At 47.1% G+C, this 13,838-nt stretch carries 12 protein-coding genes; 2 read left to right on the top strand and 10 right to left on the bottom strand.

The window, feature by feature from the left end:
* Positions 1-133 precede the first annotated feature (133 nt).
* Both AC5JBY_RS33450 and nudK read right to left on the bottom strand, forming a co-directional pair.
* Positions 134-1,003: a pirin family protein gene (locus AC5JBY_RS33450; RefSeq protein WP_495909070.1), complete on the bottom strand. Its 870-nt coding sequence runs from the start codon at positions 1,001-1,003 to the stop codon at positions 134-136.
* A gap of 110 nt (positions 1,004-1,113) precedes the next feature.
* The gene (gene nudK / locus AC5JBY_RS33445) at positions 1,114-1,689 is read right to left on the bottom strand and encodes a GDP-mannose pyrophosphatase NudK (RefSeq protein ID WP_495909069.1); all 576 of its coding nucleotides are present in this window, start codon (positions 1,687-1,689) and stop codon (positions 1,114-1,116) included.
* Between the two features lie 136 nt (positions 1,690-1,825).
* Between nudK and AC5JBY_RS33440 the strand changes: the two genes are divergently transcribed.
* Complete coding sequence (locus tag AC5JBY_RS33440; RefSeq protein ID WP_495909068.1) at positions 1,826-2,647, top strand: hypothetical protein; 822 nt, start codon at positions 1,826-1,828, stop codon at positions 2,645-2,647.
* Positions 2,648-2,848: 201 nt separating this feature from the next.
* On the opposite strand, the gene AC5JBY_RS33435 is transcribed toward AC5JBY_RS33440, so the two are convergent.
* From AC5JBY_RS33435 to AC5JBY_RS33400, 8 genes are all read right to left on the bottom strand, one after another.
* Positions 2,849-4,360, bottom strand: coding sequence for an alkaline phosphatase family protein (locus AC5JBY_RS33435; RefSeq protein ID WP_495909067.1), 1,512 nt, complete (start codon positions 4,358-4,360; stop codon positions 2,849-2,851).
* 64 nt (positions 4,361-4,424) lie between these two features.
* Entirely contained in the window at positions 4,425-5,906 is a 1,482-nt protein-coding gene (locus AC5JBY_RS33430; RefSeq protein WP_495909066.1) for a SusD/RagB family nutrient-binding outer membrane lipoprotein, read from the bottom strand.
* 9 nt (positions 5,907-5,915) lie between these two features.
* Positions 5,916-9,128 (bottom strand): SusC/RagA family TonB-linked outer membrane protein, encoded by a 3,213-nt coding sequence (locus AC5JBY_RS33425; protein ID WP_495909065.1) that lies wholly within the window; start codon positions 9,126-9,128, stop codon positions 5,916-5,918.
* Between the two features lie 89 nt (positions 9,129-9,217).
* Positions 9,218-10,276 carry a FecR family protein gene (locus AC5JBY_RS33420; protein ID WP_495909064.1) on the bottom strand — a complete coding sequence of 353 codons (1,059 nt, stop codon included), beginning with the start codon at positions 10,274-10,276 and terminating at the stop codon, positions 9,218-9,220.
* A gap of 230 nt (positions 10,277-10,506) precedes the next feature.
* On the bottom strand, positions 10,507-11,052 hold the full coding sequence (locus tag AC5JBY_RS33415) for an RNA polymerase sigma factor (RefSeq protein ID WP_495909063.1): 546 nt from the start codon (positions 11,050-11,052) through the stop codon (positions 10,507-10,509).
* Between the two features lie 93 nt (positions 11,053-11,145).
* Positions 11,146-11,664, bottom strand: coding sequence for a hypothetical protein (locus AC5JBY_RS33410; RefSeq protein ID WP_495909062.1), 519 nt, complete (start codon positions 11,662-11,664; stop codon positions 11,146-11,148).
* Positions 11,665-11,767: 103 nt separating this feature from the next.
* On the bottom strand, positions 11,768-12,439 hold the full coding sequence (locus AC5JBY_RS33405) for a hypothetical protein (protein ID WP_495909061.1): 672 nt from the start codon (positions 12,437-12,439) through the stop codon (positions 11,768-11,770).
* 246 nt (positions 12,440-12,685) lie between these two features.
* Positions 12,686-13,336, bottom strand: a complete 651-nt coding sequence (locus AC5JBY_RS33400; RefSeq protein WP_495909060.1) for an alpha/beta hydrolase family protein — start codon at positions 13,334-13,336, stop codon at positions 12,686-12,688.
* A 197-nt stretch (positions 13,337-13,533) separates the two neighbouring features.
* Here AC5JBY_RS33400 and AC5JBY_RS33395 point away from each other — a divergent pair, with 197 nt between their 5' ends.
* Entirely contained in the window at positions 13,534-13,833 is a 300-nt protein-coding gene (locus AC5JBY_RS33395) for a hypothetical protein (RefSeq protein ID WP_495909059.1), read from the top strand.
* Positions 13,834-13,838 lie beyond the last annotated feature (5 nt).

Raw genomic sequence — 13,838 nt, 5'->3', positions numbered from 1 at the left:
CATTCGGGACTATAAAGCGTAGGTTATTGTGGCGAAGTGAGAAATCTGCTTGCGAAGCAAAAGGAATTGCCCGGTCCTTTAGGGCCGGGGCACTAAGCAAAAATTTCCTATTTGGGCTTTAGCCCAAATGTAGTTACCACTTTAGCTGTTGCTCCTCCGGCACGGTCGTGATATGTTGCATCTTCCCCTGCCGGTAATCCCGGTACAAACGGGGAATATCATCATTACTGTCCGCAATAAAAGGCCCATGCGATACGATCCTTTCACCCAGCGGCTTCGCGGCATACAGTACAAAGCGGGCGCCTTCATCAGCAGTCAAAGCCAACTCACTGGGCGCATCCTCATCAGACTTACTAAGCCAGCCGGTCTGATCCTGCTGCAGTAGTGCCCGATCAGCTCCCACTTGCACAGTGCCATCCAGCACATACAGAAAAGCATTGTGATTGGCGGGAAGCGAAAGAACAGTAGAAGCACCTGCATCCAGACTGATATCAGCGATCGTCAGCGGTACATAATTTTGAACAGGAGAAGACAAGCCAGCCAGTGAGCCGCTGTACAACCTGATATGCACGCCATTTTCATGTTTGGATGGAACGTGCGCCAGCGGCAGGTCTTGTACACGGGGTGGTGCCTGCCTGTCTTTTTGGGGAAGATTGAGCCACAATTGGAGGATGCGCATCTTGCCGGGCTTGTCGATGATCTCGGCATGCACAACACCACTGCCGGCAGTCATCAGTTGAAGATCGCCGCTTTGCATCTTATGCTTGTCATCACCCAACTCACCTTCCAGTAACAAAGTCACCGTTTCAAAACCGGCGTGCGGGTGAGGACCACCTACGGGATTATGGTCCTTCTTATCAATCATATCATCCATCAATAGGATGAATGGGTCAGACTGCTTATAATTACTACCCACCACTGGCCGGGCAAGGTGACCGGCGCCCAGGAAACCGGGCTCAGCCACCGGCCTTTCTATCTTTAGAAGTGTTCTTTCAATAGCCATAATGCATGATTTACGTACCACAAAATTACCCTGCATTAATGGCAAAAACTATACACTATACCCAAGGGTAGCGGTTTCCTGCAGTATACCGTTAAGGTTTTCCTAATACATCATACCAGGTTATGCAGCCGCGCATATTGCAACAACATAATGGTCTTCGCATCTTTGATCTCACCCTGCTGCATCAACTGCCAGGCCGATTCGAACGGAAGCTCCAGCACCTCGATGTTTTCCTGTTCAGCCTCGATACCGCCACCATCACTTACCTTCATATCCTTTGAATATTCAGCCACGAAGAAATAGAGGATTTCCGTTACTGAGCCTGGTGACATATACGCCTCGAACACCTTCTCCACATGAGACACTTTATAACCGGTCTCTTCTTCAGCTTCGCGCAGAATGCAATCCTCCGGATTGTCTTTGTCCAATAACCCTGCACAAGCTTCTATCAACATGCCACTTTCATTACCATTGATAAAAGTAGGCAGCCTGAACTGCCGTGTGAGGATAACAGATTTACTGGCTTTGTTATACAGTAAAATAGTGGCGCCATTACCCCGGTCATAAGCTTCACGCGTCTGTACCTGCCGGCTGCCATCGCCCTTCGTCACTTCATAAGTGAACTTCTTGAGCGTATACCAGTTGTTGGAAAGGACTTCCTCCTTCAGAATAGTAATACTTCGCATGGAGCAAAATTATGCAACCGCTCCGAACCCCGACTCAAAAAACATGCTGTTCATGACCTAAAAACGACGGTCCATCCGGTTTAACAGGCGGCTTTCCCGTTCATGGCCTAAACTTGCCCCAAATAAGCTGATCGCTATGCGTTACATTAAATTATCCAGTATAGTGGTGATTGTCGCCCTTATCCTCACGAGTTGTAAAAAAGACAAGGACAAGAACCCGCCGGGCAACAATCCTCCCGATTACAAATACCTCCTCAAAACCATCGAATGGGACAATGGCACAAAAGCCACACTCTATTACAACACCGACAATACCATTAAGACGATTGGCTATACCCACCAGAACCTCGGCGATGTGGTCGATTATGCCTGGTCGGCAAAACGCCTGATCAACATGTCTTACGGCTCCTCTTTATACACCAATACACTCAACTACAACAACGATAAACTGGTCAGCGTTGTGAATGCCTACAAAGACCTGCGCCTGCCCAATGGCTATAAATTTGAGTACGCCTACAATGCCAACGGTACCTTAAAGGAACTTAAATACTATACGATCAACGAAGCCGGTGCTAAACTGATCACCACTACTACCTATATTTACGATGCCAGCGGCAACCCGCAAACCATCACCACTACCCAGCTCAACAACATCAAAATAATATACACCATAGACTCATGGTCACAGGAATGCGAGTTCAATCCCTGGATCTTTATTTCTGCTTCTCTCAGTGAATACTTCCAGCTCTACAATTACCCGGTATTGAGCAAACTGAAAAAGCTGCCGGCCAAACTCACTAAAACAGTAAAAGAACCCGGCATGCCCGACAAAGTAGACAGGATCACTGAGAACGTCTACACGATTACCAACCAACGACTTGATAAAACCGTCACAACACTATCATATCCCGGACACCCGGAATTGGATCAAACACAAACCGCTGTATACACTTATTAATGATTGATAATGTTGATTGGAGCTAAGCGTGAATATAAAAGTGGAGAGAGGAATTGAAAAGAATACCAATCGTAGCAAAGGGAATTGCCCGGCCCTTCAGGGCCGGGATTAAGAAATCTCTTTCTTTGGGCTTTAGCCCAATTAAACAAATAGGGCGTCCCTGTAAAGAGACGCCCTCGTTTTATTGATAAGGATACGTAGTTACTTACGTTCCGTCTTGGCCCCATCCACATACTGATACTTGCCGAGGATAGTTCTCTCCATTGTCACCTTGTACGTTCCACCAGGATAGCTGGCCTGCGTTTCAATAGTTTCTTTTTTCGCTTTGGTGGCTGCACCGGCCACTGGCTTGCGCAGCATTTCACTCATCACCCGTCCATCCATGGTAGCAGGGATAGTGATGTTGAGGATATGCAGCACAGTAGGAGCGAGGTCTACGTTGGAAGTAGGCAGCTCACTTTCAAAAGCATTTTTAAAAGCAGGACCGGAAACGATCAGCGGAATATGAACATCCCAGTGACTGATAGTGCCATGACCAGCAACACCCGGCAGAAAGCTGGCGCCTGCATAACCGGCACTGTTCACCCGGTCATCCCAGTTGGCATCCACGAGAATATCAGCAGCGCGTGAGTGGTTCCAGTGGATCGTCTCAAAGCTCAGCGTCCCTTCTACAAACCCTTTCATATCACCCGGCTTGGCGCCTTTGGTAAAAATAGCGCCAACAAACTCCTGTGGGCGCAGTAGCGCTACGATCTTCTTGATCGTCTCGGGGTTATGGTCCTTGATGTAAATAGCGCCACCGGCAGTTACGATATCATCGGAAGTGGCACTTTGCTTCAAGCCGTTGTCGATCAGTAGTTGATTCAAACCCTTTCCACCTTCACCCACATGCGTCATGAAACCATGATCCGTCGAGATCAGGATATTAGTGTATTGCGTAAGGCCTTTGCTTTCCAGCGTCGATACGATGCGTCCAAACTCTGCGTCGACTACTTTGATAGAAGCCATGGCGTCAGCAGAACCGATTCCCTTGGCATGCGCGGTACCATCCGGATCAGAATACCAGATAGCGCTCACCAGCGGACCATTATCACTCAGTCCATAACGGATCAGCGCATCTGTCACCCACTTATGCTTGCCGCCACCGGGACCCACAGGCCCGAGGTCTTTAAAAATACTGTCCTTGATAGATGCAGGCAATATCATGGCAGGGTTGATGACGGCGCCACCACTGATAGTATGGTTTTGCAATAAAGCCTGACCGGTAGAACCGGAGCTGAACACCATCATCTTCTTGCCCTGCTTTTGCAGGATCTCACCAAGAGAGATAGTTGTAAGGAGCTTGCCATGCGTAGCCTCGGCGATCTTGAAAAGGTCTTCAGCCTCACCGGTGTTGAGACTTTTGTTATTAACCACTTCCGGGAAGAAAACACTGTTGCCCATCAAACCATGCGTCACGGGATAGCTGCCGGTAGAGTAGGAGGCAGAGTTTACCCGCGTTACTGTAGGGAACACGCTATGGTGCGATTTGCCATAAGCACTGCGCTTCTTGAAAGCATACAGGTTAGGCATGGCCTCCTGCGTAATATAATCGGGACGCAACCCATCAAAAAATACGATCAGTGTCCTGACCTCTGGTTTGCCAGCAGAAGACTGTGCTGATGAGTGCAACATCACGCACCCCGCCACCATCGTCACTAAAAACTTTTTCATGTTATAAAGCATTTATAAAATAGTTGTATTTATTACTCCGAACTCTCAACTCTGAACTCACGACTTACTTATTCCACCACACCTTGATATTCGTATTATCACCACCCATGCCCGCCACCGCATCTTTCAGGCTTTGCGCATTGAGCGATTGCAGGTAAGTAGGATAAGGCACACGTACGGGGAATTTATTCTCGGCAGGGATACCTGTGCCTCTCGGCAATACAGGATAACCCGTCCTGTTCTTTTCAAACCAGGACTGATAATCTACGAAGAAATAAGCAATGTATTTCTGCAACATGATCTGCTCCAGCTGGCCTTCAGTAGAAGCCCCTGCATTATACGCAACACCGGGACGCGTGGTAAAGTCAGCAGGCATCGTAGCGCCCCATTGCGCCATGGAAGCCGCAATACCTTTCTCATAATGTGCCTTGGCAGTAGAGCCGGTAGTGAATCCTCGCAACGCCAGTTCAGCCTTGATGAACTCCACTTCAGCATACGTCATCATCACACCCAGCCCCTGGTAAGTTTTCAAAGCATCGGGATAGCTGGAGTTGGCACCCACGGCATACTCCATAGAAGTAGGATAGCCACTCTCGATACCACTGAACGTATCAACGCCATTCTTAGGCACCTTGATAGCCCATATATTACGGCGTGGGTCACGATCAGTATTAAGCTTGTCCATGAAGAACTTGCTGAAGTAAGCACCATCACGCCATTCCAGCTGACGCGTATTGTAAAAAGGATTGTAATAAGGGAAGGTGCCGGGATACTTGAAAATAGCTTCATCATCATTGCTGGTAAATACAGGACGGGCAGCAGCATTGCCAAGTATCTCATTGATCTGTTGCGTCACATTCACCTCGCCATCACGTTTGAGAATGCGCAGCAGGAGGCGCAGCTTCAGGCTGTTGGCAAACTTCTGCCACTTCCCAATGGCGCCGGCAGGATCTTTACCAGAGGCATTTGCATTATACACCATATCGCCGCCATAAGTAAGCGCCTTTTTCACGAGCAGGCCATTAGCCTTGTCGAGGTCTGCCAGCAGTTTGGGGTAGATGGTTGATTGCTTATCGAATTTAGGCAGGAAGTTTCCATCAGCACCCTTGGTAGCTTCAGAATAAGGAACATCGCCATACAGGTCGGTAAGGATAGAATAAGCCCAGCTCTTATAGATCAGCGCAATAGCCTTATAGTTGGGCTCATTCAGGCTATCAGCACTCCTGTAGATGTCTTCAATATCGGTCAAATACCGGTAAAAGTTGCTCCATACTGCAGCGCCCGGATTGATGACATAACGGTGCAGGCCACCACCACTGCTGCTGGCGCGGGGAGCATCCACCTGCATCAGCTCATGCGTAAAGAAACGGCCCTCATTGATGGTCGTATTTACGATCCGGTATTGCAACTGGCCCAGCATCACACCCGGCGTGCTTGCTTTAGGGCGATTAGGATCATCATTCAGTTCATCGAAATTCTTGGTACAGGCAGTCGCCAGTAAAACAACCGGCAACAGCACACCCGCAATAAGTTTATAAGTCTTCATAACTCCTGATTAAAATTTTACAGTAAGATTTACACCCATAGTTCTGGTCGAAGGGAACTGCGTAAGCTCCACGCCAGGCGTCAACGTACCACTGTTCAGGTTGCCGCCTTCGGGGTCGAAGCCGGGAAAGCTGGTAATATTGAACAGGTCTCTGCCATATAGCGCGATACTTGTTTGCTGCAGGTGCAGCTTGTCGATCAGTTTCTTAGGCAGGCTGAACTCGATACGCACTTCACGCAGCTTCAGGTAAGAAGCGTCGAAAATGTTCACCTCGGTATTGCTGATAGCGTAGTAGTTGTCATAATAATTAGCCGCTGGCACTTTCACAGTGTTAGGCACATACTTGTTGCCCGCTGCATCCCAAACAACACCATCACCTACAACACCGCCATCGCGGCCGGGCAGAGTAACCTTTGTTTTGCCCAGCGTATTGTTCTTGTGATTCGTTTGCGAATACATGCTGCCACCTTTTTGGCCATCGAACAAAAAGCTAAACCGGAAATTACGGATCGTGAACTCGTTCATAAGACCAGCTTTCCAATCGGCGAAGGCGTTACCCCATTTCTTTACTGTGGGGTCCAGCGGAGCAGGCAGGCCATTAGAAGAGTAGATGATCTTTCCTTCCGGACTACGTTGAAAACCTCTGCCATACATATCACCCATACGGCCACCAACCCTTGCCTCGATCGTTACGTTATCACTGTGCGCATACATCACCTGGCTGGTAATACCTTCAGCCAACTCCTTTACATAACTTCGGTTCGTGCTCCAGTTCAAAGTAGTAGTCCAGCTAAAATACGGCTGCACAACAGGCTTACCGGTCAGCACGAGTTCAACACCCTTACTGTTGATCAATCCTGCATTCACCACTTTATTGGAATAACCTGAAACAGGATCAACAGGAATGGCAATGATCTGGTTACGGCTATTGTTATTATAAACAGTCGCGTCGATACCAATACGGCCATTGAGCAGGCGCAGGTCCAGACCAGCTTCATAACTGGTAGTGATCTCCGGTTTCAGGTTGGGATTGAACATCGTACCGGGGTTGGTAAGGTTATTACTATAGATCTTATCATAGTACTTAGCCGTCCTGTAAGGATCGGTATCATTACCTACCTGTGCCCAGCTCAGCCTGAGTTTGGCAAAAGATATTTGCGCGGGCAGACGCAGCATCTCACTCAGCAGCAAACTGGTGCTGAAAGAAGGGTAGAAGTAAGAATTGTTACCGGAAGGCAAAGCACTCGACCAGTCATTGCGGCTCGTAACATCAAAGAATATCTTTTCCTGGAAGTTGAACTGCGCAGAAGCATACAAACTGTTGATGGCTTTCTTCGACTTTTGAGCGTCGGCAACGGCAGGGTCAAGACTGTTGGAGATCATGTACACGCCAGGCTGAGCCAACTGGTCGGCATACATACCTGCAAAGTCATAAGTAGAACGCATGGCATTACCTCCGGCAGATATGGTGAAACGAAGGTCTTTGCTGATGCGGTCGTTATACGTCAGCAAGGCATCCGTGTTGATCTCGTAGTTGAAGATGTTCTGTTCCCGGTAAGAGCCATTCGGAAACTTGGTCATACTGAAAGGCCTTTGTTGAGAGCGGAACTCGAAAGAAAGATCAGTACCGGTACGAACCATCAGTTCCAGCTTGGGACTGATCTCATAATTGGCCGACAGCGTACCGATCACACCATGCTTATTCATTTTATTCAACATCTCATACAGGTCGAGATAAGGATTGTCGGGACCGGTATTGAAAGGGTTTCTTTGCCTTACACCTTCAAGGCCGGGCTGCCAGTAAGGCTTGAACCATTCGGGCCTGATGTTGGGCGCCGTACCAATGATCAGAAAGTACATGATCGATTGGTTATTGTAACCAGCGCCCGGCAGGTTATCACTTTTCTTATTGGTGTAGTTTACTTTACCATTGATCTTAAGTCGGTTGGAGACCTTCTGGTTCACAGATAAAGAAGCATTGATACGCTCATAACCTGTGTTGGGCAATATCCACTGGTTTTTCATATGCGTGAGCGAAAGACGTGCAGTCCCTTTATCATTACCCCCCTCGATAGCGACACTGTTGGTAATGGTAAGACCGGTTCTGAAGAAGCCCTTGATATAGTTGGGGTCAGCTACCCAGGGCGTACGTTCAGTAGGTTTATTGTCGGGCGTATTGGGGTTGTATTGAAAATACATCTGCCCGTCGAACTTTGGGCCGAAAGCCCGGCCTGCAGCAACAGTAGTGCTGGTATTAGTGCCATCCGCACTGTTGCCATAAGAATAATACTTGTCAGTTCTTCCCTCGCCATATTCATATTGATAATCGGGCCAGCGGTTCACCTGGTCGATGCTGATATTGGTATTGTACGTAATGCCAAGACCTTTCTCTTTCTTCGAGCCCGACTTGGTAGTGATCAGGATGGCGCCACCGGCAGCACGGCTGCCATACAATGCAGTAGCACCTGCTCCCTTCAATATGGTCACCTTCTCGATATCATCAGGATTGATATCGGAAAGGTCAGAACCAAAGTCAACCGGGTTATCAGCCGAAAGGTGAGATGAGTAACCGGTACCGGTTATCCTTTTGCTCACAGGCACACCATCTACAATGATGAGCGCCTGGTTATTGTCGAGGTTCAGTGAAGATTCACCGCGCAGCGTGATCCGCGAAGAACCCATAGGCCCGGCACCGGCGCCTTGTATGTTCAGACCAGCCACTTTGCCGGAAAGCGCATTCACCCAGTTGTTGGTCCGGGCATCCTGCACTGCATTTTCCTTCACAGTTTGGGCAGAGTAACCCAGCGATTTCTCTTCCCGGCGGATACCCAGCGCGGTTACCACCACCGTGTTGAGTTCTTCAGTATGCAGGCGAAGCGTCACAGCCAGCGATATCCTTGTTTTCTCCTGTACTCTGTAGCCGGTCAGCGTATCGGAAACAAAACCCACATGGCTGAAGATAAAACGATAAGGGCCGCCTAAAGGCAGGTCGGAGAAAGTGAAGACGCCCTTCTCATTCGTCATGCCGCTGGCCACAGACTCGTTACCTTGATTTTGCATCGATACAGCTACATTACTGAGCGTTTCACCCTTGCTGTTCTTAACAATACCGGTGGCCACAGGACCGCTCACCTGGGCATGCGCGCCGAAGCCGCAGGCGGTCAACAGGAGCAGGCAGGCTGTCCTGATCAATTTTTTTGGTGGATAGATAAATACATTCATACAGTTGCGTTTTGACAAAAAGATTCCCTGTGCATCCTGCTGATTGTTTTTTGCAGCATGCAAATGATTAAATATGATTGTAGATAAGATTACTGACCCTCGATTATGATCTCCCCGTTCTCCTCCCGCATCACCAGATTATTAAGCAAGCAGATCGTTTGAATAAACCCGCCTGGCGATTCCTTTTGATCATCGTATTTGCCGGTAAACGTCATGCCGGCTAGCAGTTCGGCCTTGAATACAATTTTTGTATGGTACTTTTCAGATAAGGTGTTGAATATATTCTCAAGCGGTTCATTATGAAACTTCATGATGGAACTGTCCGGCGCTGTTGCTGGTTTTACAGCAGTGGCCAGTACTGGTTTATGGCCTTTATCTTTTCTGTTCAATACAACAAGGTGCTGTTGCACATCTAATTGAATTTCTTGTCCGGGCAACAGGTAAGTCACATCAGCCCCTTCGATGTTTGCTTTGTGATCGGGGGCCACACGTACCTTTCCACTCAGCAGATGTACGCTGGTTGTTTTACCTTCAAAAGCAGTGATCCTGAAAACAGTTCCGATAGCCGTGGTGGCGAGGTTGCCCGCATGTACAGTAAAAGGCCTGGAAGCATCTTTGGCTACATAAAATATAGCCTGACCCTTCAACGTGAGATCACGTCGGTCGTGCTGGAATGGAATAGGATAACTCAACTCACTCTTCGGTGCCAGGTTCACCTGCGTACCGTCTTCCAGTGTAAGCGCCAGTGGTTTTGTAGTGGTATTGGAGGTAAGGTGAATAGAAGGTAAGGGCGCGGGCGAAACAGCCTCTTTTTTTGCTACAGTTTTGGCCGGAACAGCTGTGTTACTTTGCATAAGCCAGTAAGAACCGGATGCAAACACCAGTACGGCTGCTGCGGCAGCCCACCATAGGCGCACAAGCGTAACTTTGCGATTACGATACGTTTGCTGCCTGATCACCGACAACATCTTCTCCGATACAGGTCCGGGAACAGGCTTGTCGGCTTCGAAAGCGCGCCAGGATGATTCCGTCATGTACTTCCTCAGTACTTCCGGATGCTGAATGAAATAAGCTTTCACCGCTTGCTGTTCAGCCTCATCACATGCATTATTGAAAAAACGTTCTATAAGCGCCTCCGTAATATTCATACACCTATAATTCGCAGCAAAAAGGCGTATCCCTCACCGGTAACAATTAGTTAATACAACGTAGGGTGGGGGCGTCAACTTAGGGTGGGTCGCCCTCAAAGGGCGGCTCACCCTAAGCTTGGTCTGGAAATGTAGGTATTGCTTCTACGAAGTGTTTTGTGCCCCTTTAGGGGTTACAGCTTTGTAGCAACATATTACGTAGTATAATGCGGCGCCGTAGGTGACGCTACTTAGAACAGTTTTGTAAAGATTAACAACAATACAACCATTTTCTCCTTTAGCTGTAACAGTGCACGCCCGATGTGGTTTTCAACAGTTTTGGGAGAAATGGAAAGCTGTTCGGCGATCTCTTTGTGGGAAAGCTCCTCAAAACGGCTGAGCTTAAAGACCTTTTTACGTACGGGCGACAACTCTTCGATCAGCGCTTCCACATGGCTCAGTTCATCTTTATGAACGATATCAGTTTCCACACTCAATGCCATTGTTTCATCAGCGTTCACTTCCACAAAATGGCCGGTGTTGCGTTCCTTTCTAAGCAGGTCTATCGTAATGCTGCGGGCTATCCGGAAAAGCTGAACAGAGAGATCGAAGTGAGGAGAGAGCTGGCGCCTGTTTTCCCACATTTTGATGAAAGTGAGCTGTACAGCCTCTTCAGAGAGATACGTGGAGCGGGTGTGTTTGAGGACGTAATAATATAAGCGGGTATGGTATAGATGATATACCTCTTCAAAGCATTTGATACTTCCGCTTTGTATTTGCTGTACACTAATCTCCATAACCGGCCACAAATATCATGAACCGGCCATACCACCCGCTCCAATCAGGGATTATCCTATTGTTAATTTACTATGAGAGCGGTAACTGCCCTGCTATCTGCTGTTACAAGTTGACTGTAGTTTCTTTTTCTCCTCTTCACTTAAAAGTTTAGACTGTTGCAGGTAATCACAGATCGAATGCTGTAGTGTGGCATCAGTGAGCCCGCCTACAGCATTCAGCAGGAAGGATTTATCAGTATTGATTTCACCATTATAACCAAGCATGCCCGGCGCATTCGTTTGAATCGTAAACCGTAAAAAGCGTAACTCCACATTTTTAGGGTGTTGCGCCAGTGTATTGTCCAGCAGTTTTCTGCCTTTGCGGAACCAGGAGAGTTTGGAGAAAGGATTGATCACATACTTAGCCATCATCATGGTGGCCGCTGCCTGGTAACCGGTCAACACCGGATCACTTGAAGAGCCACAGCTTTGTGCACCGGAAATAAGGTCATTGCAGGCCGTTTTATTATCAGCCGCCTGCTTGTACAATTGCCTTGCTTCAGGCACAGTAGGACACTTGCCGGGCAAAAAACTATTAATAGCCAGTAAAAGAAAATAGCCTGTTTTGATCATATAGTTCCTGTTACACGTTGCTGAGACCCTTCAGCATCGTCACAATATACAGATAAGACATTCGCTATTAACATCCTGTACAATTTCAATACCACTTGTTATTTTATATCCGGTCAATATAATCTGCCTCTTTTAATACGCCGTCAATGCCATAGAAAAGTTGCTGACTATTAATATTCATATATTTCAATAAGTCTGTGATTTCGTTAAAATGCGATCGGGCGTAAATTGTTCCTATGGTATCAGCAGGCCCGAAGCAAATTGGCTCATGATGTGCTACTCTATTCCTGATCGAATTAATTCTGTCCAATTTATGATAGATGAAGCTTTGGTTGTGATGTGGAGGTAGTTCAGGGAAGATTGCCAATAATGAACTGCCTCCTGCTCTGAATTGTTGACCGGCAAACATGAATTTCCAAAATCCAAAACTTAATTCAGCCAATAATTTGTCATGCGTATAATTATCTCCTAAGTTAGCATGTGCTTTGGTGATTTTATTCAGAGAATTCTGACATCCTTGTTGCGTTAAAAATCCTCCAGGTTGAGTAGCAGCTAACAGCCAATCTGGATTTGTGGGTAAATGCTTTTTATAATGATAATCGATTTTATTCCTTAACACCACTTCAAAAATGCCTAAGACGGCAAGAAACGCCTGCGATATGCGTATATTGGCCCGATAGAGGCTGACCGTTTTTCTGGAATTGCTGCTGCAAGCTGCTCTGTATTTTGACAGCCTTTGTGGCGATATTAATTGCTCGAACTCCGCGTATTTCATTGGTAGACCAATAATGTGGAGTTGCTAATAAAGTCCCTTTTCTCAAATATTATATGTATATTTGTTTTGTTATTCCCGGTTTGCCGCTGCTCTGCATGCATCCGGGTTTTTTTATTCCCATTATTATAGCACATTAGCTTTATATAGGATTATGATGTTGTTATAACAATCAGGTATATCCAATTATATAACAGCTAAATCACGCTTTGATACTAAAAAGGAATCCTCTTTTTATTTAGAAGTATCTCATATTTGGTTTGTCCACTGTTGAGTCTTTTCTACCAGCACAGACATAATATCCTTTTTCCCCGCTTTGAACATATGATCCGCTCCTTCGATCTTCACCAGCGTAGCTTTCTTCAGCGAAGCACATACGCTTTCTATCAGGTCCCATTCCGCCAGCGCATCTTTGGTTCCTTGCAGAAACAACATAGGAACTTTTACCCCTTTCAGGTGCTCTGCCCGTTCTGTAGCAGGTTTCTTGGCAGGATGTAAAGGAAATCCATAAAAGATAAGTCCTTTCACTTCCTGGCGAGGATGTTCCGACAGGTATTGCGAAGACATGCGTCCTCCGAAAGATTTACCGGCAACGAACAAAGGCAGTGTGGGAAATAATTCATGCGCCTTATTGATGGCTGCCTCGATCGTTTGATGCGCCACGGCAGGCGAATCAACCCTTCCCTTTTTATTTTCTGTAAACGGGAAGTTGAAACGCAGCGTACCAATACCCGCTGCCGCCAGTTGAGTAGACAAAGTTACCATGAACGAATGATCCATGCCGGCGCCTGCACCATGCGCTAATGTCAGGATAGCGGTTGCCTTGGCAGGCATCATGTATTCGGCAGTTACCTTGCCGGCTTCAGGCGATACTTCTATAGATAAAGATTGCGTTTTCATACAAACAAAGATAACCATCCGGGTGTAATAGGGAAGGTGTAACGATTACAATAAGTTAATCCCGGCAGCAGATAATTCATTGTAGCTTTGCGCTTTCTGAATGATTGATCCACACATAGGCTGGTATAAAATTTTATATCGCATCCCGCCAGAACCAACTGCACATTTAAATCACGTAACTATTTTAACAAGCCATTATGAAGGATGATATAACCATTGGATTCCGGACCGCAGACCAGGAACTGGATGAATTGATCAGGATGGAATTTGACAACGAAAAAGTACAATACACCAATCAACATACCTCCGAATCGTTGATCACCATTATAGCAAGCTCTACCAAAGAAACTGTAGAAAAACTGCTACGCTTCTTCAGGCGACATAAAGACGGCTTTAGCATCGCTTACATACGCACGGCCGGCGGCGCCATACTCTCCTTATTTGAACATACGGATCATGACCTGTACAGATTGACAGGTGCAGGTAGCCACGCATAACCTTT

This window comes from Paraflavitalea sp., assembly GCF_059502485.1.
The sequence above is the reverse complement of the archived record's forward strand: the minus strand, read 5'-3'. Positions and strand labels throughout refer to the sequence as shown.

What these genes read in the sequence shown, in the direction of transcription:
- AC5JBY_RS33450 (WP_495909070.1), bottom strand. Translation starts at nt 1,003, where the DNA reads ATGGCTATTGAAAGAACACTTCTAAAGATAGAAAGGCCGGTGGCTGAG.
- nudK (WP_495909069.1), bottom strand. Translation starts at nt 1,689, where the DNA reads ATGCGAAGTATTACTATTCTGAAGGAGGAAGTCCTTTCCAACAACTGG.
- AC5JBY_RS33440 (WP_495909068.1), top strand. Translation starts at nt 1,826, where the DNA reads ATGCGTTACATTAAATTATCCAGTATAGTGGTGATTGTCGCCCTTATC.
- AC5JBY_RS33435 (WP_495909067.1), bottom strand. Translation starts at nt 4,360, where the DNA reads ATGAAAAAGTTTTTAGTGACGATGGTGGCGGGGTGCGTGATGTTGCAC.
- AC5JBY_RS33430 (WP_495909066.1), bottom strand. Translation starts at nt 5,906, where the DNA reads ATGAAGACTTATAAACTTATTGCGGGTGTGCTGTTGCCGGTTGTTTTA.
- AC5JBY_RS33425 (WP_495909065.1), bottom strand. Translation starts at nt 9,128, where the DNA reads ATGAATGTATTTATCTATCCACCAAAAAAATTGATCAGGACAGCCTGC.
- AC5JBY_RS33420 (WP_495909064.1), bottom strand. Translation starts at nt 10,276, where the DNA reads ATGAATATTACGGAGGCGCTTATAGAACGTTTTTTCAATAATGCATGT.
- AC5JBY_RS33415 (WP_495909063.1), bottom strand. Translation starts at nt 11,052, where the DNA reads ATGGAGATTAGTGTACAGCAAATACAAAGCGGAAGTATCAAATGCTTT.
- AC5JBY_RS33410 (WP_495909062.1), bottom strand. Translation starts at nt 11,664, where the DNA reads ATGATCAAAACAGGCTATTTTCTTTTACTGGCTATTAATAGTTTTTTG.
- AC5JBY_RS33405 (WP_495909061.1), bottom strand. Translation starts at nt 12,439, where the DNA reads ATGAAATACGCGGAGTTCGAGCAATTAATATCGCCACAAAGGCTGTCA.
- AC5JBY_RS33400 (WP_495909060.1), bottom strand. Translation starts at nt 13,336, where the DNA reads ATGAAAACGCAATCTTTATCTATAGAAGTATCGCCTGAAGCCGGCAAG.
- AC5JBY_RS33395 (WP_495909059.1), top strand. Translation starts at nt 13,534, where the DNA reads ATGAAGGATGATATAACCATTGGATTCCGGACCGCAGACCAGGAACTG.